19 protein-coding genes are annotated in these 25,928 nt (G+C 64.2%); 8 read left to right on the top strand and 11 right to left on the bottom strand.

The genetic code is table 11. The features are described 5' to 3' along the window. Positions 1–57: 57 nt before the first annotated feature. The 5 genes from ABEA02_RS07145 to glgC form a co-directional block, all read right to left on the bottom strand. Positions 58–1,353, bottom strand: coding sequence for a right-handed parallel beta-helix repeat-containing protein (locus tag ABEA02_RS07145; RefSeq protein ID WP_345532192.1), 1,296 nt, complete (start codon positions 1,351–1,353; stop codon positions 58–60). Between the two features lie 297 nt (positions 1,354–1,650). Then, positions 1,651–2,349, bottom strand: coding sequence for a pirin family protein (locus tag ABEA02_RS07140; protein WP_345532191.1), 699 nt, complete (start codon positions 2,347–2,349; stop codon positions 1,651–1,653). A 249-nt stretch (positions 2,350–2,598) separates the two neighbouring features. Next, the gene (locus ABEA02_RS07135) at positions 2,599–3,258 is read right to left on the bottom strand and encodes a hypothetical protein (RefSeq protein ID WP_345532190.1); all 660 of its coding nucleotides are present in this window, start codon (positions 3,256–3,258) and stop codon (positions 2,599–2,601) included. Positions 3,259–3,360: 102 nt separating this feature from the next. Further along, positions 3,361–4,815: a glycogen synthase GlgA gene (gene glgA, locus ABEA02_RS07130; protein ID WP_345532189.1), complete on the bottom strand. Its 1,455-nt coding sequence runs from the start codon at positions 4,813–4,815 to the stop codon at positions 3,361–3,363. Between the two features lie 8 nt (positions 4,816–4,823). Next, complete coding sequence (gene glgC, locus ABEA02_RS07125) at positions 4,824–6,092, bottom strand: glucose-1-phosphate adenylyltransferase (RefSeq protein WP_345532188.1); 1,269 nt, start codon at positions 6,090–6,092, stop codon at positions 4,824–4,826. A 305-nt stretch (positions 6,093–6,397) separates the two neighbouring features. On the opposite strand from glgC, the gene ABEA02_RS07120 reads away from it, so the two are divergent. From ABEA02_RS07120 to malQ, 4 genes are all read left to right on the top strand, one after another. Beyond that, positions 6,398–8,824, top strand: coding sequence for a glycogen/starch/alpha-glucan phosphorylase (locus tag ABEA02_RS07120; protein WP_345532187.1), 2,427 nt, complete (start codon positions 6,398–6,400; stop codon positions 8,822–8,824). Between the two features lie 270 nt (positions 8,825–9,094). After that, on the top strand, positions 9,095–11,326 hold the full coding sequence (glgB, locus tag ABEA02_RS07115; protein WP_345532186.1) for a 1,4-alpha-glucan branching protein GlgB: 2,232 nt from the start codon (positions 9,095–9,097) through the stop codon (positions 11,324–11,326). A 160-nt stretch (positions 11,327–11,486) separates the two neighbouring features. Beyond that, positions 11,487–13,598 carry a glycogen debranching protein GlgX gene (gene glgX / locus ABEA02_RS07110; protein WP_345532185.1) on the top strand — a complete coding sequence of 704 codons (2,112 nt, stop codon included), beginning with the start codon at positions 11,487–11,489 and terminating at the stop codon, positions 13,596–13,598. A 58-nt stretch (positions 13,599–13,656) separates the two neighbouring features. Next, a complete protein-coding gene (gene malQ, locus ABEA02_RS07105) occupies positions 13,657–15,201 on the top strand; it encodes a 4-alpha-glucanotransferase (RefSeq protein WP_345532184.1) in 1,545 nt (514 codons plus the stop codon). A gap of 159 nt (positions 15,202–15,360) precedes the next feature. Here the strand turns inward: malQ and ABEA02_RS07100 are convergent, their stop codons facing one another. Continuing rightward, positions 15,361–15,921: a DUF4124 domain-containing protein gene (locus ABEA02_RS07100; RefSeq protein ID WP_345532183.1), complete on the bottom strand. Its 561-nt coding sequence runs from the start codon at positions 15,919–15,921 to the stop codon at positions 15,361–15,363. 91 nt (positions 15,922–16,012) lie between these two features. Then, positions 16,013–16,903 carry a DMT family transporter gene (locus tag ABEA02_RS07095; protein ID WP_345532182.1) on the bottom strand — a complete coding sequence of 297 codons (891 nt, stop codon included), beginning with the start codon at positions 16,901–16,903 and terminating at the stop codon, positions 16,013–16,015. 66 nt (positions 16,904–16,969) lie between these two features. Between ABEA02_RS07095 and ABEA02_RS07090 the strand changes: the two genes are divergently transcribed. The 3 genes from ABEA02_RS07090 to ABEA02_RS07080 all read left to right on the top strand — a co-directional run bounded on the left by ABEA02_RS07090 (position 16,970) and on the right by ABEA02_RS07080 (position 18,758). Continuing rightward, on the top strand, positions 16,970–17,386 hold the full coding sequence (locus ABEA02_RS07090; protein ID WP_345532181.1) for a reverse transcriptase-like protein: 417 nt from the start codon (positions 16,970–16,972) through the stop codon (positions 17,384–17,386). Between the two features lie 74 nt (positions 17,387–17,460). Beyond that, positions 17,461–18,081 (top strand): hypothetical protein, encoded by a 621-nt coding sequence (locus ABEA02_RS07085; protein ID WP_345532180.1) that lies wholly within the window; start codon positions 17,461–17,463, stop codon positions 18,079–18,081. Then, positions 18,078–18,758, top strand: coding sequence for a S1C family serine protease (locus tag ABEA02_RS07080; protein ID WP_345532179.1), 681 nt, complete (start codon positions 18,078–18,080; stop codon positions 18,756–18,758). Before ABEA02_RS07085 ends, ABEA02_RS07080 begins: the two co-directional genes overlap by 4 nt. Positions 18,759–18,818: 60 nt before the next feature. On the opposite strand, the gene ABEA02_RS07075 is transcribed toward ABEA02_RS07080, so the two are convergent. From ABEA02_RS07075 to hemC, 4 genes are read right to left on the bottom strand one after another with little or no spacing between them, the layout of a single operon-like run. Further along, complete coding sequence (locus ABEA02_RS07075; protein ID WP_345532178.1) at positions 18,819–19,994, bottom strand: heme biosynthesis HemY N-terminal domain-containing protein; 1,176 nt, start codon at positions 19,992–19,994, stop codon at positions 18,819–18,821. A gap of 1 nt (position 19,995) precedes the next feature. Beyond that, complete coding sequence (locus tag ABEA02_RS07070) at positions 19,996–21,171, bottom strand: uroporphyrinogen-III C-methyltransferase (RefSeq protein ID WP_345532177.1); 1,176 nt, start codon at positions 21,169–21,171, stop codon at positions 19,996–19,998. Between the two features lie 19 nt (positions 21,172–21,190). Continuing rightward, positions 21,191–21,964, bottom strand: a complete 774-nt coding sequence (locus ABEA02_RS07065) for a uroporphyrinogen-III synthase (RefSeq protein ID WP_345532176.1) — start codon at positions 21,962–21,964, stop codon at positions 21,191–21,193. After that, the gene (gene hemC / locus ABEA02_RS07060) at positions 21,957–22,898 is read right to left on the bottom strand and encodes a hydroxymethylbilane synthase (protein ID WP_345532174.1); all 942 of its coding nucleotides are present in this window, start codon (positions 22,896–22,898) and stop codon (positions 21,957–21,959) included. Before hemC ends, ABEA02_RS07065 begins: the two co-directional genes overlap by 8 nt. 230 nt (positions 22,899–23,128) lie before the next feature. On the opposite strand from hemC, the gene ppc reads away from it, so the two are divergent. Continuing rightward, positions 23,129–25,885, top strand: a complete 2,757-nt coding sequence (gene ppc, locus ABEA02_RS07055; protein ID WP_345532173.1) for a phosphoenolpyruvate carboxylase — start codon at positions 23,129–23,131, stop codon at positions 25,883–25,885. Positions 25,886–25,928: the final 43 nt, after the last annotated feature.

Below are 25,928 nucleotides of genomic sequence, written 5' to 3'. Positions count from 1 at the left end.
AGAAAACGCCCGCAATTGCGGGCGTTTTCTTTCAGGCATTGTGCTGCGTACTGTAAATCACTTGAGTTCAAACGGGCCCAGATCCGGCGCGGAACCCTTGTATGCGATACCGACATCCACGCCCTTGTTGACCATCTTGCTGCTCGACGAAAGGCGGAACAGGTTGGTCGTGGGCAGTGTGCCATCCGCATTGCGCGCAGCCGTCGCCAGCGATAGGTCAAGGCTGGCGAAGTCTGAGCTGCTGGCTGCCAGGCCACTGTTCCACGTGTTGTTGGCCGAGTCGGCGTTCTTGATGCTGTCAGCCTGGGTGCCGGAGAGGGAGATGTTATTGCGGAACTTGTGCTTCTCGCCCGCCGTGACGTCCTGACCGAAACCGAAGTTGATCTTGTTCTTGTAGCCGATGTTGTTGTAGAGCGTGTTGCCACCGACATTGCTGTTCTGGTCGAAGCCCTTGAGCGTGTTGCCGAAGGCGACCGACTGCTTGACGATGTTGCGCTCCAGTGCGGGCTTGTCCGTGGCAGGGTCCAGGCCGCCGAGCTTGAAGCCGTTGCCGTTACCTGCAAACGCGCTGTCACTCCAGAGGTTCTTGCCGTTGTTGAAGGCCCAGCTCTGCTCGATGGTGATGGGTTCCTTGCTGCCGAAGGTGTCCCAACCGTCATCCGAGTTTTCCCAGGCACGGCAACCGTAGAAGACGTTGCCTGCACCTTGCTCCTGCTTGGACGCAAAGCCGTCAGCCATGCCACCGTGCTTCTTGGGGTCGTAGTTGCGATAGGAGTCGACGTTGAGCACGGTGGTGTAGGAGCCACCCTTGTTGATCTCGAGCCCGGTATTGCGGTTGTCGTAGAAAGCGCAGTTCTCGAAGGTGTTGTGCGCACCGGTCACGTAAGCGCCGTGGTAGCCCGCACGCGTGACCTCGACGCCCTTGAAGTACCAGTAGCTGCCGGTCAGGTAGAAGCCGAAGGAGTCCTGCACCCAGGTGCCGCTCGGGAACTGGAAATCAATCTTGGCCTTGCCGCAGTTGGCCGCCACCATGTAAATGTTGGCGCTGGAAGTGCCAGACTTGGACAGGTTGATGGTGTTCTTGGCGCCTGCCGTGTACTTGATGCTGTAGGTGCCCGGTTGCAGCAGGATCATCTGCCCTGCCGAGACCTTGGAGAGCGCTGCGCTGAAGCTCATCGGTGCGCTGAAGCTGGAGCCGGCACCGCTGTCGGAGCCGGTCGGCGTGACGTAATAGACCTTCGAAGCCGTCAGGTTGCTGGTTTCAGTGCCGCAGCCGGTCACTTTCGGCGCAGCCTGTGCGGCCGACACCAAGGTCAGGGCGATGAATCCGCCCAGAATGAGTTGCTGTTTCATTTTGTCTCCGTTCTTGTCTTCGTTGAGCGCCCATAACTTCGCGCCTCGTTTTCCATGCTTGCCCGCCTTGTCATGACGGCCAACGGTCCTCGACCGCCGAAAGTCTTATTAGTTAATAAGACTTACAAACTTTATTGTAGCCCCAGCTGCTCTTTCGAGAGGCGACGAATTGCACGATCTGACACTCACGGCGAAATCTTGATTCAGCCCCGGAACTCAGTCGTCTGTCGATTCTGAGATGCGGAAGCTGGAACGCGCGGAAATACGGAGGGAGCAGCGTCGCCCCCTCCTGCACACTTAGCTGACATCGACCATGACAACTTCGGCATCGCTGAGTGCGGTCAAGGTAACGATGGCCTCCTCAGCGATCACCGCGCCATCTCGCGCTTCGATACGCTGACCATTCACTTCCACATCGCCAACCGCCGGCACGAGGTAGGCCAGACGATCCGTGCCAAGCGGGTAACTGACCGTCTCGCCCTTCTTCAAGGTCACACCCAGTACGCGGCTCCTGGCGCGGATGCGCAACGCGCCCTCGTCTTCAGGCAAGCCGCTAGCGAGCACCGCAAACTGGCCGCTACGATCCCCCTTGGGGAAGGGCTGCGTACCCCACGTCGGCTCCCCGCCGTTCTTGTCGGGGAAGATCCAGATCTGGAAGATCTTTGTCGGCACAGGTTCGAGGTTGTACTCGGCGTGGCGGATGCCGGTGCCGGCGCTCATCACCTGCACGTCACCCGCAACGGTACGACCCTTGTTGCCGAGGCTGTCCTGGTGGGTGATGGCGCCTTCACGCACGTAGGTAATGATCTCCATGTTGGCGTGCGGGTGCGGCGGAAAACCCGTGTTGGGAGCTATCACGTCGTCATTCCAGACGCGCAGCGCGCCGACGTGGATGCGTTCCTCGTCATGGTATTCCGCGAACGAGAAGTGATGCTTCGCCTTGAGCCAGCCGTGGTCAGCGCCGCCAAGGGTGTCGAAGGGTCTGCGTTCGATCATGATGCTTCTCCGGTGTGCCGGAGCTTGCTGACCCTCGCCATCGTGGAAGGTTGCTGTCCGGCACTGCGATGGATGCAGTGTACGCAGGGACAGCACGCGGGATAAGACGGGGCGGATGCGACTGACTGTTGCAGCCGCGGAACAATTGTTTTTCAGGACTGAGGACTGGGTGTTGAGTGCTGAGTGACACTGGTCGCCCCTGCGCGGGGGTTCTACTCAATACTCAGTCCCCCGTCCTCAGCACTTCTCTCAAAACCCTACGCTCAACCCCACGTTAATGACCGGATACCAGCGATAGCGACGCAGCTCGTTCTCGACCTGCCCCTGCTCCGCTGCGGCATCGGCTCGCAGCTGATCGCACTGCGAGGCACTGAGCGCGGCACCACAGGTGATATCGAGCTTGGTCGTGGCCTTGCCCTGGTACATGGCGCCAATGTCGGCGTAAAAACCGATCCCGGCGTTGCTGACACGCCCCCAGCCGAGGCCGAGATACGGCGCGACGCCGTTGCCGAACTTGATGCGCCCCTTGAGGCTGGCCACGTCACTTGAGTTGTAGGTCGTGCCGTTGATGTTGTAGGTGTTGTTCGACGGCTTGCCGGTGAGGTCAACCTTGTTGTCGTGGAACACCACGCCACCCGAGACGCGGAAGCCGAGGCCGATGTTGAGATCGGCCAGTGCACGCACGCCGGCAATCTTGAGCTTGCCGTCGTAATCAACGCCAGACTCGCTGAAGCTGCGCTTGTAGGTGTAGGTGGCGAAGCCGAGGCGCGCATCGACACGCGGGATAAGGTTGTAAGCAATGTCGCCGCCATAGCCTTGGGTGCCGACCATGGCGCCAATGCCCACATCCGCCGAGGCCATGCCGGAAGCCAGCAAGAAGCCGGCGCAAATCAATATGCGGTTGCGCATCAAAATCCTTTCGTGCGCCGCTGGCGCGGCTGGGAGTCGCATGGTGGCACCGCCCGGCACCACCATCAATCAATCGACAGGATGGGCGTTGGTAAAAGTCGGTTAAGCGGCGGTCCGCATGTCGCCGTACATCTTCAGGTAGTCACGCGCAGCCACATCCCACGAGAACTCCTGCGCCATCGCACGGCGCTGCATCTGCTGCCAGAGCGCCGGCTGGGCATACAGCGAAAAGACGTGGTCCAGCGCCATCGAGAGGGATTGCGGCGTGGCGTCCTGAAACGAGAAGCCGGTCGCCGTATCGGCCTTGAGCGCCGCCTCGGTCGCATCGACGACGGTATCGGCGAGCCCGCCGACACGCCGCACGACCGGCAGGCTGCCGTAACGCAAGGCGTACAGCTGGGTCAGGCCACAGGGTTCGAATCGCGAGGGCACCAGCAAGGCATCGCACCCCGCAATGACGCGATGCGCCAGCGCCTCGTCATAGGCGGTACGCACGGCAACCTGGCCCGGGTAGGTTTTGGCAGCGGCGAGGAAAGCCTCCTGCAGTGCGTGATCGCCACTGCCCTGTACGACCAGCTGACCACCCAGCTGCAGCAGGTGCGGCAAGGCGCCGAGCACCAGGTCCAGCCCCTTCTGCGCCGTCAATCGGCTGACGACGCCGAAGACTAGCGCATCGGGCCGCACTTCCAGCGCAAACTCCTTCTGCAAGGCGATGCGGCATTCGCGCTTGCCGCCCAGTGACGTCGCACCATAGCGCGCGGCAATGCCGGCGTCCCTCTCCGGATTCCAGACGCTGTAGTCAACGCCGTTGAGAATGCCTGACACATCGGCACCGCGACTGCGGATGACGCCGTCGAGGCCGCAGCCGAACTCCGGCGTGGCGATCTCGCGCGCGTAGCTGCCGCTCACCGTCGTGACGCGATCGGCGAACTTGAGGCCCGCCTTCATGAAGGACATCTGGCCGTGAAATTCGAGTGCCGACGGCGCCGTGAAGCGCGCAGGCAGACCCAGCAGATGGAAGTCGTCTCGTGCGAACAGACCCTGATAGGCCAGGTTGTGCACGGTATAGACCGTCTTGGCCTGTGTCGGCGGATGCTGGGCCACGTAGGCGCAGGACATGGCGGCGTGCCAGTCGTGCGCATGCATCACCTCTGGCTGCCAGGCCAGGTCCAGCTCGCCTGCGGCGAGGTGGGCGGCGACCCAGCCGAGCAGGGCGAAACGCTGCGTGTTGTCGGGCCATTCGTTGCCGTCGCTGTCCTGGTAGGGGCTACCGCCACGACGATAAAGGTACGGCGCATCCACGACATACACCGGCACCTTGCTGTACGGCATCGTTGCCAGCACCAGGCGCACACGGGCTGCACCAAACGCCGCGCCGATCTCGCACACCACCTTGGGTGAAAGCACGGCATCGAGAATCGCCGGCAAGCCCGGCAACAACAGGCGCACGTCAGCGCCCTGTCCAATCAGTGCCTGCGGCAGGGCACCCACGACATCCGCCAGGCCGCCGGTCTTCACCAGGGGGAAGACCTCGGCCGCTACATGCAGGATTTTCATTCTTGTAATCAGGTCTGCAGGGCTGCGAGCATGTCTCGCGTCACAAGGGTGATGCCGTTCTCTGAACGGTAGAAGCGCTTGCTGTCGAGCTCGGCATCCTCGCCAATGACCATGCCGTCAGGGATGACGCAATCACGGTCGATCACTGCCCGATGCACGCGCGCACCGCGCCCGATCTGCACGCCGGGCAGCACCACCGACCAGCTGACATGGGAATGCGAATGCACACGCACATTGTTGAACAGCAGAGTGCGCTCGACGTGCCCCGAGACGATGCAACCGCCCGACACAACGGATTCGATTGCCATGCCGCGACGGTCAGCCTCGTTATGCACGAACTTGGCGGGCGGCAGCTGGGCCTGGTAAGTCCAGATCGGCCAGCGCGTGTCGTACAGATCGAGATGCGGCACGGTCGCCGTCAGGTCGATGTTGGCGTCCCAATAGGCATCGATGGTACCCACATCGCGCCAGTAGGGCTCTTCGCTGGAACGGTTGCGCACGCAGCTCAGCGAGAACGGGTGCGCCGCCGCCTGTGCGTTCTTGACCGCGCGCGGAATGATGTCCTTGCCGAAGTCATGACTGGAATTCGGATCGGCGAGATCGCGCTCCAGCTCCTTGTAGAGATAGCGGGCGTTGAACACGTAGATACCCATCGAGGCGAGCGACATGTCGGGGTTGTCCGGCATGGCGGGCGGGTCGGCGGGCTTCTCGACAAAGTCGGTGATGTTGTTCTTCTCATCCACTGCCATCACGCCGAAGGCGCTCGCCTCACTGCGCGGCACGGCAATGCAGCCCACCGTGCATTCGCGGCCCTTGGCCACATGGTCAGCAATCATCAGCGCGTAGTTCTGCTTGTAGATGTGGTCACCGGCCAGCACCAGCACGTAGTCGGCGCGGTAGCTCGCGATGATGTCCTGGTTCTGGTAGACGGCATCAGCCGTGCCGCGGTACCAGCTCTCCTCATCGGTACGCTGCTGCGCGGGCAGCAGGTCGATGAACTCGTTCATCTCCGGCTTGAGGATCGCCCAGCCGCGCTGGAGGTGGCGCAGCAGGCTGTGCGACTTGTACTGCGTGATGACGCCGATACGGCGGATGCCGGAGTTGAGGCAGTTGGACAGCGCGAAATCAATGATGCGGAATTTGCCGCCGAAATAGACAGCGGGTTTGGCTCGACGGTCCGTCAGGTTCTTGAGCCGGCTGCCGCGCCCGCCCGCGAGGACGAGAGCAACCGTACGCTTGGGAAGATCCAGGCTATTCGCCAGATCGATTTGAGCCATTTTTTGTCATCCTCTGGAATAAGAGTCGGAATTGCCTGCCCTCTTCAGCAGTTAGTGTGCCAGACAGGGATCGCTTACGCTCTATGGCAGTGCAGACGACCTGATTTTATGTGACAAGACGGCGCACGGCAGTGCGGAGATGCCCTCAAGCGGCACACGGCCCGCTCCTTGCATGTAGAAGGTCCGCTGTCACGGCACAATGCGCGCAGGATGCAGGAGTGCCGTAAGCGGATACAGCGCACAGCGTGCCCGGAATCTGCCGCAGCAGCGGAAGCACAAGAACTTGACGACAAGGAGCCCCAAAGGTGAGCCAGGAAACCTCGACACTTCCCAAGCTTGGTGCAGCAATCGACGAGCACCTGTTGAAAACCGTGGGCGTGCCTGCTAACGAAGCGAGCAGCACTGATCTGATGCAGGCGGTAGCCCTCGTGGCACGCGAGCAACTCGCCGAACGCTGGGTCGAAACCCAGAAAGCCAACCGGGCCGACAAGGCACGCCGCGTCTATTACCTGTCGATGGAGTTCCTCATCGGCCGCAGCATGTCCAACGCGCTGGCCGCGCTGGGCATCACCGATGCCGCGGCAGCGGGCGTCTCCGAACACGCACACAAGCTGGAGCAGATCACAGATCGCGAGCCCGATGCCGCGCTCGGCAACGGCGGTCTTGGCCGCCTCGCCGCCTGTTTCCTCGACTCCATGGCTACGCTGGGTCTGCCCTCGTTCGGCTACGGCATCCGCTACGAGTACGGCATGTTCGCGCAGGACATCATGGGCGGCTGTCAGATCGAATACCCCGACCCCTGGCTGGCCGACGGCACGCCTTGGGAGTTCCCGCGCCCCGACATCAGCACCTCGGTGCGCTTCGGTGGCTGGGTCGAGCATGTCGGCGAGAAAGCCGTGTGGCGCCCGGCCGGCGAAGTGGTCGCCAAGGCTTATGACATGGTGATCCCCGGCCACGGTACCAAGAAGGTCAGCACACTGCGGCTCTGGAAAGCCGTCGCACCGGCCCACCTCGACCTCGCCGCCTTCAACACCGGCGACTACGGTCGTGCAGCGGCTGTGAAGAACGAGTTCGAGAACATCAGCTGGGTGCTCTACCCCAATGACAGCACGCCGGCCGGTCGCGAGCTGCGCCTGCGCCAGGAGTACTTCTTCGTAGCCGCCTCGATCTACGACATCATCCAGCGCCACCTGGCCGAGCACGGCACGCTGGACAACCTGTCGGACAAGGTGGTCATTCACCTCAACGATACGCACCCTGCGATCTCGGTCGCCGAGCTCATGCGTGTGCTGTGCGACGAGCACGGCCTGCCCTGGGCCAAGGCCTGGGCGCTGTGCAAGCAGACTTTCTCCTACACCAACCACACGCTGATGCCCGAGGCGCTGGAAACCTGGCCCGTCGGCCTGATGCAGCATGTGCTGCCGCGCCACCTGGAGATCATCTTCCGCATCAATGCCGAGTTCCTCGCCGAAGCCGAGAAGTTCCGCCCGGGCGATCCCGGCTTCCTGTCGCGTCTCTCGCTCATCGACGAGGCCGGCGAGCGTCGCGTGCGCATGGCCAACCTGTCCATCGTCGGCAGCCACAAGGTCAATGGCGTCTCGGCCCTGCACTCCAACCTGCTGGTCGAAACCATCTTCTCGGACTTCGCCGCGCTGTGGCCCGACCGCTTCACCAACATGACCAATGGCGTGACGCCGCGCCGCTGGCTATCCACCGCCAACCCCGGCCTCGCAAACCTGCTCGACAAGCACATCGGCAGTGGCTGGCGCATCAATCTCGACGAGCTCAAGAAGATCGAACCGCTGCGTGAAGATGCCGCCTTCCGCGCGTCGTTCACCGCCGTAAAGCGCGAGAACAAGGCGCGCCTCGCCGCGCTCATCGAGAAGACCACGGGCGTCAAGGTCAACCCGGCGAGCCTGTTCGACGTGCAGGTCAAACGCATTCACGAATACAAGCGCCAGCTGCTCAACGTGCTGCAGGTCGTGCGCCGTTACCAGGCCATCCTCGCCAACCCGCATGCCGAATGGGTGCCGCGCGTCACCATCTTCGCCGGCAAGGCCGCATCGAGCTACGTCACGGCCAAGTCCATCATTCGCCTCATCCACGACATCGGCGCCGTCATCAACAACGACCCGCGCATCGGCGACAAGCTAAAGCTGGTCTTCATCCCCAACTACAGTGTCTCGGTGGCCGAAGTCATCATGCCCGGCGCCGACCTCTCCGAGCAGGTGTCGACCGCCGGCACCGAAGCCTCGGGCACCGGCAACATGAAGCTGGCCCTCAACGGCGCGCTGACCATCGGCACCGACGACGGCGCCAACATCGAGATCCGCGAGAACGTCGGCGACGACAACATCTTCATCTTTGGCCTGCGCACGCCCGAAGTGCAGGCACTCAAGCGCGGCGGCTATCAACCGATGCGCTACTACGAGAGCAACCCCAGCCTCAAGGCCGTGCTTGACGCGATCTCTGGCGGCCAGTTCTCGCCCAGCGAGCCGGGTCGTTACCGCCCCCTCATCGATTCCTTGCTGTGGGGCGGCGACCACTACATGCTGCTGGCCGACTACCAGTCCTACATCGAGGCGCACGACAAGGTGGACACCCTGTTCCTGCAGCCGGACGAGTGGGCCAAAAAGGCCATCACCAACGTCGCCAACATGGGCGTGTTCTCGTCTGACCGCACCATCGCGCAGTACGCCGATGAGATATGGGGGATTCCGGTCTCCCGCTGAGAGGCACCCCTGATACGTAGCATCTCACCTCTCCCGGCCTGACGGCCACCCGCTTCGCGGACCACGGCTGGCACTGCATTGCCAGCCGGCTGCGCAAGCGGGCGGCAAGCCGCCCGAAACCCCTCCTCGCCCCCTCAAGGGGAGGAAACTGCTACCGATACGCGATATGCATCTCCTCGACCACGACAGCCTGCCATTCCCTTTCCCCGGGGAGAGGGTGGCCCGTCAGGGCCGGGAGAGGGGAAATCGCACAACAGAGACGGCTCCCTCATGAGCAAGCCCAATGACTTCGCAACCGTATCTGAGTTACCGTGCGGCATGCTCTCCAATGACGAACTGAATCAGATTCTCGAAGCCCGCCACGGCGACCCCTTCCACGCCCTGGGCATGCACACTGCCGCAGATGGCGCTTTATGGGTGCGCTGCTTCCTGCCCGGTGCGCAAAGCGTCGAGGTCATCAACGGTACCGACAAGCGCCTGCGCGGCAAGCTCGGCAAGCGACACGAAGCCGGTTTCTTCGAAGGCCCGCTGAAGGCCACCGATCGCTTCCACTACCGCCTGCGCGTCACCTGGCACGATGGTCAGCAGGCCATCATCGAAGACCCCTACCGCTTCCCGCCCGTGCTGGGCGAGAAGGACGTCTGGTGGCTCGCAGAGGGCACTCACCTGCGGCCCTACGAAATCCTCGGTGCGCGTGTGCGCGAGCTCGACGGGGTGATCGGCACCAGCTTTGCCGTATGGGCGCCCAACGCTTCGCGCGTGGCGGTGCTCGGCGACTTCAATTTCTGGGACAACCGTCGTCACCCCATGCGACTGCGGCGCGAATGTGGCGTGTGGGAACTGTTCCTGCCCGAAGTGCCCGAAGGCGCGCGCTACAAGTTCGAAGTCCGCGCCGCCAATGGCCATGTGCTGCCGCTGAAGGCCGATCCGTACGCGCTGCAGAGCGAGTTGCGGCCTTCGACCGCGAGCGTGGTCTCGCACCTGCCCGATTACGTGCCCGCCACCGAAGAACGCCGCCGCGCCAATGCGCACGACGCACCGGTGAGTATCTACGAAGTCCACCTCGGCTCCTGGCGCCGCAAGAACGGCCACGAGTGGCTGAACTGGGACGAACTCGCTGAGAGCCTGATTCCCTACGCGCAGGACATGGGCTTCACCCACATCGAACTGCTGCCGGTCAGCGAGCATCCCTTTGACGGCTCCTGGGGCTACCAGACCATCGGTCTCTTCGCGCCCACCGCGCGCTTTGGCGACCCGGCCGGCTTCACGCGCTTTGTCGAACGCTGCCACATCGCCGGCCTGGGACTGATCCTCGACTGGGTGCCCGCACACTTCCCCACCGATGCGCACGGCCTCGCCAATTTCGACGGTACGCATCTCTACGAATACGCCGATCCGCGCGAAGGTTTCCACCAGGACTGGAACACGCTGATCTACAACTTCGGCCGCACCGAAGTGCGTAACTTCCTCGTCGGCAACGCGCTGTACTGGCTGGAGCGTTATGGCGTTGACGGCCTGCGCGTCGACGCCGTGGCTTCGATGCTCTACCGCGACTACTCGCGCAAGGACGGTGAATGGGTGCCGAACCAGTATGGCGGGCGTGAGAACCTCGAAGCGATTGCCTTCCTCAAGCGCATGAACGAAGTGGTCGGCGCGGAGCGCCCGCAAGCCATCACGGCAGCCGAAGAATCAACCTCCTACCCCGCCGTGTCGCGCCCCACCTTCGACGGGGGGCTCGGCTTCCACTACAAGTGGAACATGGGCTGGATGAACGACACGCTGCGCTACATGGCGCGCGACCCCATCCACCGCAAGTACCACCACAACGAATTGTCCTTCGGCCTCATGTACGCCTTCAGCGAACATTTCGTGCTGCCGATCTCGCACGACGAAGTGGTGCACGGCAAGGGCTCGATGCTCAAGAAGATGCCCGGCGACCGCTGGCAGCAATTTGCCAACCTGCGCGCCTACTACGGCTTCATGTGGGGCCACCCCGGCAAGAAGCTGCTGTTCATGGGCTGCGAGTTTGCGCAGAACGATGAATGGAATGCCGACCGCAGCCTCGACTGGCACCTGCTTGAACACGGGCCGGAAGCCGACATGCATCGTGGCGTTCAACGCCTCGTGCGTGACCTCAACCACTTCATGCGCCACCCGGCCCTGCACCAGCGCGATTTCGACGGCAATGGCTTCGAGTGGATCGAGCATTCGAATGCCGAGAACTCGATTGCCAGCTTCATCCGCCACGGCGCCGACGGCAGCATGGTCGTCGTGGTCTGCAACTTCACCCCCACCCCGCACAACGGCATGCGCATCGGCGTGCCACGTCTCGGTCGCTACGTCGAACGCATCAACACCGACTCGGCGTACTACGGCGGCAGCAACGTCGGCACGCCGTTTTCGGCGACCTATGCCGAGCACAATGGCGTGAGTGGCAAGGCGCACTCCATCGTGGTCAATGTGCCGCCGCTGGCGACGGTGATGTTTGAGTGGCAGGGGTGAGGTTACTAGAGCAAGGCCCCCTCTCCCGGCCCTTGCGGGCCACCCTCTCCCAAGCTTGGGAGAGGGGATCGCGTACCCCTCTCCCGCTTGCGGGAGAGGGTGGCCGTCAGGCCGGGAGAGGGCAAGACACCCGCAACAAGTAGCACCACACACAACAACAATGAACACCCGCAGCGCCACCCTCCTCCCCGGCCGCCCCTGGCCCCTCGGCAGCACGCCCGACGGCGGCGGCGTCAACTTCGCCGTCTACTCCGCCAACGCCACACGCATCGAGCTCTGTCTGTTCGACACCACCGGCACACAGGAAGTCTCGCGCCTTCCCCTCATCGGGCGCACTGACGACATCTTCCATGGCTACCTGCCCGAAGCCGTGCCCGGCACGGTCTACGGCTTCCGTGCCTATGGTCCCTGGGCGCCGCAGGACGGCCATTACTTCAACCCGCACAAGGTCCTGCTCGACCCCTACGCGCGCGACATCGTCGGCAAGTTCGAATGGCGCGACGAACAGTTCGCCTGCGACAAAGGCCAGGGCAACCGGCAGGATCTGCAACCTTCCACTCTCAACAACGCCGCCGTTGCGCTGAAAGCGCGTGTCACGCCCTGCGACGACTTTGACTGGGCGGGTGACGAACACCCATACACCCCGCTGGCCGACACCGTCATCTACGAAGTGCATGTCAAAGGCTTCTCGCAGCGCAACCCGGCAATTCCAGAGGCCTTGCGTGGCAGCTACGCCGGTCTCGCACACAAGGCCTCGGTGGCCCATCTCAAGCGTTTGGGGGTCACGGCACTGTCGGTGCTGCCGGTGCATTACCACGTCGACGAACAGCGTCTCGTGCAGATGGGCCTCGTCAATTACTGGGGTTACAACAGCATCAACTTCTTCAGCCCCGACCCGCGCTACGCATCGGGCTGCGACGGCATGTCGGTGCGCGACGAATTCCGATACATGGTGCGCCAGTTGCACGCCGCCGGCATCGAAGTGCTGCTGGACGTGGTCTACAACCACACCGGTGAAGGCGACGCCAGCGGCCCCTGCATCAGCTTCCGCGGCCTCGACAACGCCAGCTACTACCGCCTCGGCAGCGAGAACAAGCGTCACTTCATCAACGACACCGGCTGCGGCAACACCATGGACATCCGCCAGCCGGCGATGCTGCGCCTGGTGCTCGACAGCCTGCGCTATTGGGTCGAAGCGATGCACGTCGACGGCTTCCGCTTCGATCTCGCGCCCATCCTCGGCCGCACCGATACCGGCTTCGACAACCGCAGCGCCTTCTTCACCGCCATTGCGCAAGACCCCGTGCTGTCGCGCGTCAAGATGATTGCCGAGCCCTGGGACGTCGGCCCCGGCGGCTACCAGGTCGGCAACTTTCCGCGTGGCTGGTGCGAGTGGAACGACCACTTCCGCGACGCCATTCGCGGCTACTGGCTGCGTGAGCAAGGCACACGCGGCGACCTCGCCATGCGCCTGTGCGGCTCAAGCGATCTGTTCCAGTCACGTCGCCGCGAACCTGTTTCGTCGATCAATTACGTCATCTCGCACGACGGCTTCACCCTGCGCGACCTGGTGAGCTACAACGACCGCCATAACGAAGCCAACGGCGAGCACAACCGCGACGGCCACGGTCACAACCTCAGCAACAACTGCGGCATCGAAGGCCCTACGCAAGATCCCGCCATCCTGCGCCTGCGCGGCCGCCTGCAACGCGCCCTGCTGGCCACCACGCTGTTCTCGCAGGGCGTTCCCATGCTGGCCGCTGGCGACGAGCTGGGTCACAGCCAGCAAGGCAACAACAACCCCTATTGCCAGGACAACGCCATCACCTGGATCGACTGGTCGCGCGCCGACGAAGACCTTATCGCCTTCACCACGCGGGTGCTCGAACTGCGCCGTCAGGCCCTGCTCTTCGACAGCGAGTGGTACAGCGGGCTCACCGATCCGCTGGGCCTGCACGACCTCATCTGGCTCAACAGCAACGGCGACATCGTGCATGGGCAGGCCTGGCGCGACGGCAGCGAGCGCGTGCTGGGCTGCCTCATCGGCAAGCCCGGCCGTGCTGGCGCCCCGCTGCTGCTGCTCATCAACGGCAGTCACGAAGACCGCCCCTTCATGCTGCCCGCTGGCGTGTGGCAAGCCTGGCTCGACAGCAGCCACCCACGCGGCGAAGTGAGCTGGTACGAACAAGGCGAAGTCCCTTTCCCGCTCGCTGCGCACAGTGTCGTGTTGCTGGCCGCAGCGGGTGCGCAGATCAAGTTGTTCGCGCAATGAAACCGCCACGCGTTCACCACATCGGTAGGGTGCGCACCGCGCACCTGCATCCCCCCGAATGGTGCGCAGTGCGCACCCTACTTGCTCCCCCCCGGAACCAGCAATGAGACTCCCTCGCGCCAGCGGCATCCTGCTGCATCCCACCTCCCTGCCCGGCCCCTTCGGCTCCGGCGACTTCGGCCCTGACGCCTACCGCTTCGTTGACTGGCTCGCCGCCGCAGGGCAGAAGCTCTGGCAGATCCTCCCGCTCGGCGGCATCGGCCCCGGCAACTCGCCCTACATGAGCAGCTCGGCGTTTGCCGGCAACGTGCTGCTCATAGACCTCATCGACCTGCAGGCGCACGGCTGGCTGTCCGCCGACGACCTCGAACCGGACGCCGGCTTCGACGCCAGTTCGCTCAACTTTGCTGCCGTTCACCCCTGGCGCATGGAGCGCCTGCGCCGCGCGGCCGAGAACTTCCTCATCAGTGCCAGCGCAGAACAGCGGCAGGACTACATCAACTTCTGCATCAAGCAAGGCGGCTGGCTCAACGACTACGCGCTCTTCATGTCGCTGGCCGACCACCACGGCTGGCAGGACTGGTGCGACTGGCCATCAGGCCTCGCCCGCCGCCAGCAATCCGCACTCGAAACCGCCGCGCAGCAGCACGCACCGCGCGTCGCCTTCTGGAAGTTCTGCCAGTGGAACTTCTTCCGCCAGTGGAAGAAGCTGCGCACCTACGCCAACGAGCGCGGCATCCAGATCGTCGGCGACGCTCCCATCTTCATCGCCGCCCAGAGCGCCGAAGTGTGGGCACGACAAGACCTCTTCGAACTCGACAGCAACGGCCGCCCGCACGTGGTCGCAGGTGTGCCGCCCGACGCATTTTCGGAAACAGGCCAGCGCTGGGGCAACCCGCTCTATCGCTGGAGCGCACACGCCAAGGAGAACTACCACTGGTGGATCCAGCGTATCCGCCGCAGCTTCGAACTTGTCGACATCCTGCGCATCGACCACTTCCGTGGCTTCGCGGCGCACTGGGAGATTCCGGGGAGCGATGAGCACGCCATGAACGGCCGCTGGGTCACCGGCCCCGGCGCAGCGCTGTTCAAGGCCATCGCGCAGGCACTTGGCCCCATGCCCATCATTGCCGAAGACCTCGGCGTCATCACCCCCGACGTCGAGGCCCTGCGCGTGCAGTTCGAATTCCCCGGCATGCGCATCCTGCACTTCGCCTTCGGCAGTGGCGATGAGAGCCGAAATGCGAACGCCTACCTGCCGCACAACTACACGCAAGACGCCGTCGTCTACACCGGCACGCACGACAACGACACCACGCAAGGCTGGTGGGCCACGATCTCTGAAGCCGAACGTCAGCACGTGCGCGACTACCTCGCCTGCAGCGGCGACGACATCCACTGGACCCTCATCCGCGCCGCCTGCGCCAGCGTCGCCGACACGGCCATCCACCCCATGCAGGACATCCTCGGGCTCGGGTCAGAGGCGCGCATGAACTTCCCGGGCAAGGCTGAGGGCTATTGGCAGTGGCGCTTTGAGTGGGCGCAGCTGGAAGCGCGCCATGCGGAGCTGCTGGCGAGTCTGTGTCGGTTGTATCGGCGCTAACCCGCTGCCGCAAAACCCGAAACGGCTTCCGGAGGGCCGTAGGGCGCAATAACCGAAGGGCATTGCGCCGGATGTTGAATACGCGCCATACGGTGCAATGCGCTGCGCTTATTGCACCCAACCCGTCTACACATCTGACTCACCCAGCAGTGACCGCCCTTAGCGCTTCTTCGCACCCGGCTTGAAGTCCATCACCGCGGCAACCAGCTTGAGCTTGCCCATGAGGTTCAACTCAGGCGACATGGAACGCGCGGGCCAGGCCTTGCACATCTCGGTACGCTGCGCCTTGGTGGCGCGCTTGAGCTGTTGCAGCACATCGGTCTCGGCGAGACGCAATGTCGCGGTGAGGTTGTAGCGCTGCTCTTCGCTGAGCTCGGTCTGCAGGATGCTGCGCGCCTTGCCGATGAGCGCGGAGTGCTGTGCGCCCCACTTCTCACGCGCCTGCGACACGGCCTGCGCGACGTCGGGTTCCTCGCGCAGGCAGAACTGGTGGAAGGATTCGACGGTCTGGTCAATGGCGTGCACCATCACAGCGGCCTTGAGCGGATCGGACTCGTCGGTCAGCGGTGCGCCCTTGATGTTCATGGGCGTCACTTCCTTGGCGGCTTCTGGCGGCTTGTCGCTGTAGATCACCTTGCCGTCAGGGCCGATGCTTTTGTAGACCTGCGCCGACACCGCCGATGCCCACAGCATCGCCACCACCACGAACCACTTCGACATGCTCGCTCCCCCGGAATGTGTGAGCAGATTATCGGCGAAAAGCGACTCCCTGTTTGCCGCAAGAGCTGAGGTAAATCCGCCCTGATTCGCGTCAGGCCCCGGTCTGAGGCCGGCGCAGCATGACCACGTTGCCGAGCACGGCGCAGGCGATGCCCGCCACGGTCCAGCCGGTCCAGCGCAAGCCTTCGAAAAGGCCCGACATGATCAGCGCGAGGATGGGCACGGCCACGGCCATGTAGCCCGCACGCCCGGCGCCGATGCGTCCGATGAGGGTGAAGTAGGCAAGGAAGGCCAGCACCGAGCCAAACAACGAGAGATACAGCAGGGAAAGCACGTAAGGGGCGCGGAAATCGAAACCCAGCGGCTGCCCGGTCAGCAGGGCCAGGACAAGCGCACTGGCGCCGCCCAGCACCATTGCGCAGCCCGTGCCCGGCAGCAACGGTTGGGCGGCTTGCCGGTTGCGTTGCGCCACGAGGTTGCCGCACGAAGCGATCAACGCAGCAGCCAGCCCGTAGGCGACGCCACGCCAGCTGCCTGTTGCGTGGTCAGCCAGCACTTCGGGCCAGAACACCAGCGCAATACCGGCGGTCCCCAGGGCTGCTCCGATAGCGCTTTGCGCATCAATACGCTTGTCGAATGCGAGGCGCATGCCAATCAGGTTGAACAACAGCATGGACGAATTGAGCACGGCCATCAGGCCGGAGGCGATCCACCGCTCTGCTTCGTAAACGCAGACGTAACTGACGCCGAATAGCAGGATGCCCTGCCACAGGCACCACCCGTATTCACGCCACGGCAGGCGCAGCGATTCACCGCGCAAACGACTCCACGCCAGCAACACACAACCGGCCATCAGGAATCGCCAGCCCACCGACACAGCCGGCGGCACCTCGCCGAGCTGCCAGGTGATCGCCAGCCAGGTCGAACCCCATATGAGCGTGGCGATGAGGTAAAGCGCGGTATTTGGCAGGGCGGCGAACATGGGGCCGCAGTGTACGCCGCCCTGCCACGGACGCCGGCCCGGTGTGATTACCGGTACAGTCCGGTCATGGAAGACGTCTGGCAAATCTTCTGCGACGGCAGTGCCCTGCCCAATCCGGGTCGCATGGCGGCGGGGGTACTGATCCTCGCGCCGGATGGCCGCGAGACGCGTATTTCGCAATTGCTGCCCGGTCATGGCAGCAATAACGAAGCCGAGCTACGCGCCCTGCTGCTGGCGTTGCAAACGGCACTCTCCCTTGGTGCCGACTGCATTGCCCTGCACAGTGACAGCCGCGTTGTCATCGACGAGCTCAGCGGCACGGCAGCACGCCCCTACCCGGGCCTGCCCACTGTCTTCGCACTGGTCAATGAAACCCTCGCCCGCTTCGACAGCGCCACCTTGCGCTGGGTGCCGGCACACCGCAATCTGATCGCCGATAATCTCGCCCGCAGCGCACTGGGCCTGCCCGCACGTCCAGCGTGAAATCTGGCCGCCCCTGATCAACCGGCACTGTGGCAGCGTGCTATCTTGCATCGAGTCCTTAAGGAAGGCGACGAATGAACCGCTTGCGTGGAATCACCCTCCTCCTACTGCCCGCAGTGCTGGCCGCCTGTGCTGCACCGAAACGCCCAGTCATCGTTCCATACGTCGCGCCCGCCAGTGGCAAGGTCGCCAAGATCCAGCTGCGCTCTGCGGCACTGTTTGGCACGGGCGCCATTTTCTCATTTGCCGATTCGGCCAATTGCAGCACCCCGCGCCTGGTTACCTCCACTTCAAAACCGGGTGAGGCATTGCTAAGCGGCACGACGATACCGGCGGATGTCCCGCAAACGTTCCTTTTCACACACCGGATTCAAGCGGGAAAAGTGTGCGGCGTCCTGGTGACGTTCAAACCTGCCGCGGAGAAAAACTACGCGCTGTTCATGACAACGGCGACAGTGGATACGTGCAGCGTGAACATTCTCGACATAACGGATCCCGTTGCAGCCAAAACCGAGCAGCATTCCTTTCAGCGTCGCCCAAGTGCCAACGGGGTAGAAACCGGCAACTACTGTTTGTCAGCCGACATTGATGCCGAGCTCGCCAAAACGCGCAAACTGAACCGCAGTGGCATGCAGATGAGTGACCTGAAAAGTCTGCTGCCCCCCGCCCCAGCCGAAACGGGAGCCAAGCCGTGAAACTACCCGCATTGATGCTGTCGTGTTTGTTTCTGGCCGCACCCACGGCGAACGCCATGGAACCCGACCAGCTGTTCAAACAGATTGCCCCCAGCGTCTGGCTGGTGCGCACCTTTGACAGCGGCAGCGTTCCCACGGGCTCGGGGTCTGCCGTGGTTGTAGAGCCACGCCGCCTCATTACCAACTGCCACGTCCTGAGCAAGGCGGCCAGCTTCGTCCTGGTCAAGGACAAGCTCAGTTTCAAAGGCAAGCTTGAGTACGTCGACCTGGAACGCGATCTGTGCATGGTGTCGGTGACAGATGAAAAATTCGATGCCCCACCGGTCAAGCGCATCAATGCGCAATCGCTCGTTGTCGGGCAGCGCGTTGTCACGCTGGGCAATCCGCGCGCGCTGGAAATGACCCTTTCTGACGGGCTCATCTCGCGCCTGCAGTACGACGACGATCAGAAGATCGAGGCTATCCAGACCTCAGCCCCTTTCTCGCCAGGCTCCAGCGGCGGAGGTCTGTTTGATCTGGAGGGCCGGCTGCTGGGCATCACACAGCGCGTTGCAGTGGGCACCGGTATGCAGAACCTCAACTTCGCACTGCCGGCAGAATGGCTCGACGATCTGCCGGCACGGAGCAAAGAACAACTCGACGCCTGGTATGCGAGCCAGCGCAAACCGTCACGCTGAGAGGCCGACAGGCAAAGAAAAAGGGCCGCAGTTGCGGCCCTTTGTTTTTGCGCTGGCTTGTCAGGCCCCCAGTTCGGCGGCCGCGCGGAAGCTGCCCTGCGCGAGCTCGTGCTTGCCGAGCGACTCAGCAAGCTTTGCCAGTTCGAGGTGCGCCGCACGCGTCGGCGTGATCGATAGCGAGGCTTCGAGGTAACTCTGCGCCTTGCCCCACAGCTGGCCGCGCAGGCACAAGCGTGCGAGGGTCAGCAGCAAGCCGGCGTCGTCAGGATGCTGCTTGAGCCAGCCTTCGGCGGTGACCAGCTGGCGGTGCAGGTCGAGCGTGCGGCAGCGGCCGTAGAGCACGGCAAGCTCGGGCTCCCACTCCTGCTCCAGGGCGTCCTCGATGGCTTGCGGGCCGAGCACGAGGTCGCCTGAAGCGACGAGGTAGGGCACCACGCGCAGCAGCAGGCCGACATCGCGTTTCTCTTCGGTGGTGATGTTGTTCCAGATGCGTTGCATCTGCTCCAGCTCACCTTCGGCTTCGCGCATCTGTTCAATGTGGGCACGGCGCACCAGCGGTGCGGCTTGCTCGGCACTCAGCGCTTTGACCTTGCGCAGCTGCCGTGCGATGCGCGCTACCTCGTGCCAACGGCCGCGCGCCTGCTCGGCCTGCAGCGCGAGACGCAGCACGGCGATGTGGCGGTGACCGGCATTGCGCAGTTCGTCGAGGCGCGCGGCGGCATCATCGAAGCGGCGCTCGGCAATCGCGAATTCGGCTTCGAGCATGAGGCGCGACATGCGCACTTCCTTGTCATGGTCGCGCGCGATGGTCAACCAGTGGTCGCGGCGTTCCTGCTCGCGCATGGCGTGTGCGGCACGCGCGGCGATCAGGGCGCTGAGGCCTTGGGGTGCGCCGTTCTCGTAGGCGCTTTCGGCATGCTTGAAGGCCTGCCCGGCACGCCCTTCGAGATACAGACGCTGCGCATCGGTGAGGTAGCGATAGGCAGCCTCTGCCTGACGACGCTTGCGCCAGGCTTGCACTTCAACGGGCAGCGTCAGTGCCTGGGAAACGAGACGCGTGAGGAAGTACAGCAGCGCGAAACCGGCCAGGCTCAGCACGATGAGCAGGTTGGCCGAGATCTGTATGCGCCAGGGCGGCCACACCAGCAAGGCATAGGCCTGGTTGTAACGCGACAACAGGGTGATGGCGACAGCCGCCGTGAACAGGGCGACGAGCCAGAACAATGCGCGCACCATGTCAGCGCACCTGACGCAGACGACGCAGGGCCGCCTCGCTCTCACTGAGCGCCGGCAGGTCGACGATCAGTCGGGCCGATGCCATCTGGCGCAACTCTTCGGCCGTACCGGCGACGGCGGGGGCCTTGATGTCGAAATACTTCTCCAGCATGCCGCGCGCCTGGTTGAGGTCTTCGGCGAACATACGGCCATCACGCTGCAAGAGAGCCAGTCGCGCCGACAGCAGACGCAGGCGGATGTTCTCGCGCAGGTAGCTGGCCTGTTGCGGCGACAGCAGATTGACGTCGTCGGAGTCCAGGCGCTCGATGCGCAGCAGGCCCTTGAAGTCGCCCCACAGATCACCGGCCAACGTCACCCAGCCCGGCGCGCTGGTGTCTTCGGCCTGCGGCGCCGAGGGCGCGGCGGCAGGTGTGGCAGCCCCCTTGCGTGGCGCCGGTGCGGCAGGCTTGCGCGGGGCAGCCACAGGTGCGGCGGCCGGCTTTGCGGGCGGCATGCGCTCGAAGGCAAACGGCAGGGTATCGATGCGCGCGAGCAGGGCCTCCAGCTCCAGCGACATGCCGGTCACGTCAACCAGTGGCAAGGCACGCAGCCGTTCGATGTCTTGCGCGATGGCGCGGCGCAAGGGCAACAGCCGCGTCTGTGCGCTGCTGGCGAGGCGTGCATCGGCAAGCTGCAGTGCGGACAAAGCCACCGGCACATTGCCGGCGAGCTGCAGTTGCTGGCTGGCCAGCGACACGGCCTGTTCGGCTTCCTGCAGCAGACGGTCATCGCGGTTGCGCGACAGGTCCTGATAAATGCGCTCCAGCGCGGCCTGCTGCGTTTCGCTGTCGCCGACGCGATCTTCCAGCGTGCTCACGCGGCCCTGCAGGGCGGCTGCGCTCTCCTGACCATTGCGCGCCAGCTGGCGTGCATTGCTCAGTTCTGCAGACTCGGCGCCAGCGCGGCGTGCGATGTCCTCGCGCAGGCTGCGCAGTTCGTTGCGCGTGTCGAGCAGCTGCCAGCCGAGGAAGACCAGCACGACGACCGCGATCGTCATCTGGGCTCGCGGGGTCAGCAAGGTGCTGCCCGTGACAGGGTTGCCCGAGGTGCTGCGTGCGTTGCCGGCAGGGCTGGTGTCAGCCCGCGCCACGGGCGGCGCCTCGGGCGTTGTGGCTTGTTCGGTTTGCTGTTCGCTCATGACGGAATTCTACCCAAAGCTATGCAAAGTGTTCCTGCAGGGCGGCCACCAGGCCGACATCACCTGCTTCTGTCAGACGGATGGAGCGCGCGCCGAGTCCGCGCAGTTGCTGTGCGATGCGTTCGTGCGGCACGAAACAGGCGCAACTCGCCAGCAGGGCGGCAGCCTCTTCGCCCAGCAGGCTGGCGAAATTGCGTGCGCCCTCGCTGCTGGTGAAACTCAAGGCATCGATGCCGCCATGACGCCACGCTTCGCGCAGCGCTGTGGCATCGGTCTGCGCAGGCATGCGTCGATAGCAAGGCTGTACCTGCACGATGGCGCCGCGCTGCTGCAGCACTTCGGCCAACAGTTCGCGACCACCGTCACCGCGCAGGATCAGCACGCGCTTGCCGGCGATCTTCGCCGCCGAAAAAACTTCCAGTGCGAGCACGCCTTCGCTGTCGAACTGCGTGGCCGGTACCAGCACATCGGCGAAGCCCGCCGCGCGCAGATCTGCCGCACTGCCCGGGCCGACGGTAGAAATGGCAACGCTGTCAGGCCAGCGCTCGCGCGGCAGCACGGCCAGCGTCTGCGCAACGGCATTGCGGCTGACGAAGAAAGCCGCGTCGATCTGCGCGAGCTGATCAGCCAGCGCGGCGAGCGGCGCGGTGTCGGCCAGCGGCAGGATGTCGATGACAGGGAAGAAGATTGGCTCGGCCCCCACCGTCTGCAGCAGACGGATGAGCCCGTCGGCCTGCGGCGCGGGTCGCGTGATGACGACCCTGCGACCGGTGAGGCGGCGCGCTTCAGGCATGACCACCCAGACTGGCGAGGATGCGATCTGCACCGCCCGCGAGCAACTCATCGGCCAGACGCTCACCCAGCGCACGCGCGGCATCGGCCGACGCCATGCCTTCGGCACGCACGATTTGTTGACCATCGGCCGACGCCACCAGCGCACGCAGGTGCAGTTGCTGACCCACGGGCTCGCAGAAGGCGCCGATGGGCACCTCACAACTGCCGCCAAGACGGCGCGTCAGCGCGCGTTCAGCGGCGACGCAGGCCGTCGTCAGCGGGTCGACCAGCGGCGCGAGCCAGGCGGCCACATCGGCACGGTCAGCGCGCGCCTCGATGCCCAGCGCGCCCTGCCCTGCAGCCGGCAGGCAGACATCGGCAGGGAGCACGCTACGGATACGTTCCGACAAGCCCAGACGTTGCAGACCAGCGGCGGCAAGGATGATGGCGTCGTACTTGCCCTCGTCAAGCTTGCGCAGACGCGTGTCGAGGTTGCCACGCAGGGGCTCGACACCCAGAAAGGGGTATAGCGCGTGCAGCTGGGCTTCACGGCGCAGGCTGGAGGTGCCGATCACGGCCCCGGGCGGCATGTCATCGAGGCTTGCGTACCTGTTTGACACGAAAGCATCGAACGGACGTTCGCGCTCCAGTGTGGCAATCAGGGCGAAGCCCTCGGGCATCTCGGCCGGCACGTCCTTCATGGAATGCACGGCGAGGTCGGCGCGACCATCAAGCAACGCCTCTTCGAGCTCCTTGACGAACAGGCCCTTGCCGCCGACCTTCGACAGCGTGCGATCGAGGATCTGGTCGCCGCGCGTGGTCATGCCCAGCAAGGTGACTTCACAACCGGGCCAGGCTGCTTCAAGGCGAGCCTTGACGTGTTCTGCCTGCCACATTGCCAGGCGGCTTTCGCGCGTGGCGATGCGCAGTTTTTCGGGGGGATTGAACGACATGCGGGCTCTCGGTCAGCGTTCCGTCTGGACGGCACGCTTGTTGCGTCTTGAGTGATCGGCATCTTAGCACGCAGGTTTTGGCCTGATTCTGGTGCATACCCCGCCGACGCCTCGCTTGCTGCGATGCGCCGTAATGGGGCATCCGGCTGATAAACTTGCGGTTTTCCCCAACGTGGCCATCCAACGATGGCGTGCCGCCGAAGGCGGATACACGAACAAGACAGACACCCATGAGCAATCTGAACGAGCAAGGCAAGGACATCCCCCTGCGGGAAGACACGCGGCTGCTGGGCCGCATCCTCGGCGACACCGTGCGGTCCCAGGAGGGCGACTCTGTTTTCGAGCTGATCGAAAAGATCCGCCAGACGTCGATCCGCTTCCACCGCGACGAGGACTTCGCCGCCCGCAAGGAGCTCGAAGCCCTGCTCGACAGCCTGTCGCGCGAGGACACGATCCATGTCGTGCGCGCCTTCAGCTACTTCTCGCACCTCTCCAACATCGCTGAAGACCAGCACCACATCCGCCGCTCGCGCATGCACCTGCGCGCCGGCTCGCTGCCGCGTGAAGGCAGCGTGGCGCATGCGCTGGACCTCGCCGACCAGGCCAAGCTGCCGCGCGAGAAGGTCAGCGACTTCTTCAAGAACGCCCTCATCAGCCCCGTGCTGACGGCCCACCCGACCGAAGTGCAACGCAAGAGCATCCTGACCTGCCAGCTGCGCATTGCCGAACTGCTCGACCAGCGTGACCGTATCGAGATGACGCCGGACGAAGTGGCGCAGAACGACGCCGAGCTGCGCCGCTGCGTGCTGGTGCTGTGGGAGACGCGCATGCTGCGTCCCGCCAAGCTGTCGGTGCTCGACGAAGTCGCCAATGGTCTGTCGTTCTACGACTACACCTTCCTGCGCGAGGTGCCGCGCCTGTATGCCCGCCTCGAAGACACCCTGGCCAAGCATGACGAAGCCTGGGCAGGCACCGAGCTGCCCGGCATCCTGCGCATGGGCAGCTGGATCGGCGGCGACCGCGACGGCAACCCCTTCGTCACCGCCGACGTGCTGCGTGAAGCCCTGCGCATGCAGAGCGAAGTCGTACTCGGCTTCTACCTCGACGAGATCTATCGCCTCAGCGCCGGTCTGTCGCTCTCCAGCGCGCTGGTCACCGTGTCGCCGGAAGTCATCGCCATGGGCGACCGCGCGCCGACGCGCAACGGCCACGGCGAGGACGAGCCTTATCGCCGCGCCCTGCGCAGCGTGTATGCGCGCCTGCAAGCCACGGCAGTGGCCCTGCTCGGAAAGACGCTGGGCCGCCCTTCGCACAGCGAGCCGGCCTACGCCTCGGTGCAGGAATTGCTCGACGAGCTCGAAGTCATCCATCACTCGCTCAAGGAGCACGGCACCGGCGAACTGGCCCGTGGCCGCCTGCGCGGCCTGCGTCGCGCCGTGCGCACCTTCGGCTTCCACCTCGCTGCGCTGGACGTGCGCCAGAACTCCGACGTACATGAGCGCACCGTGGCCGAACTGCTGTCCTACAGCCGCCCGGGCACCGAGTACCTCAAACTCGACGAAGAAGGGCGCATCGCGCTGCTGCTCGAAGAACTCGCCACACCGCGCGTGCTCGCTTCGCCGGGCGTCAGCTACTCGGAAGAGACCCGCGGCGAAATGGCCATCTTCCAGGCCGTTGCCGACGCGCATCGCGTCTACGGCCCGAACTGCGTGCCCAACGCGATCATCTCGAAGACCGATGGCGTCTCCGACATGCTCGAACTTGCCGTGCTGCTGAAAGAAGTCGGCCTGCTCAAGCCGCACGCCAAGACACTGGACGTCAACATCATCCCGCTGTTCGAGACCATCGGCGACCTGCAGATTTCTGCTGGCGTGATGGATCGCCTGCTGTCCGTGCCGCTCTATCGCGAGCTCGTGAAGTCGCGTCTCGATACGCAAGAGGTCATGCTCGGCTACTCCGACTCCAACAAGGACGGCGGCTTCCTGACCTCGGGCTGGGAGCTCTACAAGGCCGAGATCCAGCTCATCGAATCGTTCAAGAAGCACGGCGTGCGCATGCGTCTGTTCCACGGCCGTGGCGGCTCGGTGGGCCGCGGCGGCGGTCCCAGCTACCAGGCCATCCTGGCGCAGCCGGGCGGTGCAGTGCAGGCGCAGATCCGTCTCACCGAGCAGGGTGAAGTCATCGCCTCGAAGTACTCGAACCCGGAAGTCGGCCGTCGCAATCTCGAAGTGCTGGTTGCCGCCACCATGGAAGCGACCCTGCTCGCCCACCCGGAAGCCGCGCCGCGCCCTGAATACCTGCAGGCCATGGACGAGCTGTCGGACCACGCCTTCAAGACCTACCGTGGCCTCGTCTACGAGACCGAAGGCTTCGAGCAGTATTTCTGGGAATCCACCGTGATCTCGGAGATCGCCAACCTCAACATCGGCTCGCGCCCGGCGTCGCGCAAGAAGAGCACGGCCATCGAAGACCTGCGCGCGATTCCCTGGGTGTTCTCGTGGGCACAGGCGCGCGTGATGCTGCCGGGCTGGTTCGGCTTCGGCTCGGCGGTCAATGACTACGTCAAGCGCCACGGTCCCAAGGGCCTGGAGCTGCTGCAAGCGATGTACAAGGAGTGGAGCTTCTTCGCTACACAACTCTCCAACATGGACATGGTGCTGGCCAAGAGCGACATGGCCATCGCCTCGCGCTACGCCGCGCTGGTCAAGGACGAAGCCCTGCGCAACAAGATCTTCCCGCGCATCAAGGGCGAGTGGGAGGACACGGTTTCTGCACTGCTGACCATATCGGGCAATGCCGAGCTGCTTGACGGCAACCCGCTGCTCAAGCGCTCGATCAAGAACCGCTTCCCCTACCTCGATCCGCTCAACCATGTGCAGGTCGAACTGCTGCATCGCTTCCGCGATGGCGAGGCCGATGACCGCGTTCGCCGTGGTGTGCTGCTCTCCATCAACGGCATTGCCGGCGGCCTGCGCAACAGCGGCTGATTTTTACGAAACAGCGAACCGGACGGGGTGCCTGCGGGCACCC

This window comes from Viridibacterium curvum (assembly GCF_039544165.1).
GTDB classification, from domain to species: domain Bacteria; phylum Pseudomonadota; class Gammaproteobacteria; order Burkholderiales; family Rhodocyclaceae; genus Viridibacterium; species Viridibacterium curvum.
The sequence above is the reverse complement of the archived record's forward strand: the minus strand, read 5'-3'. Positions and strand labels throughout refer to the sequence as shown.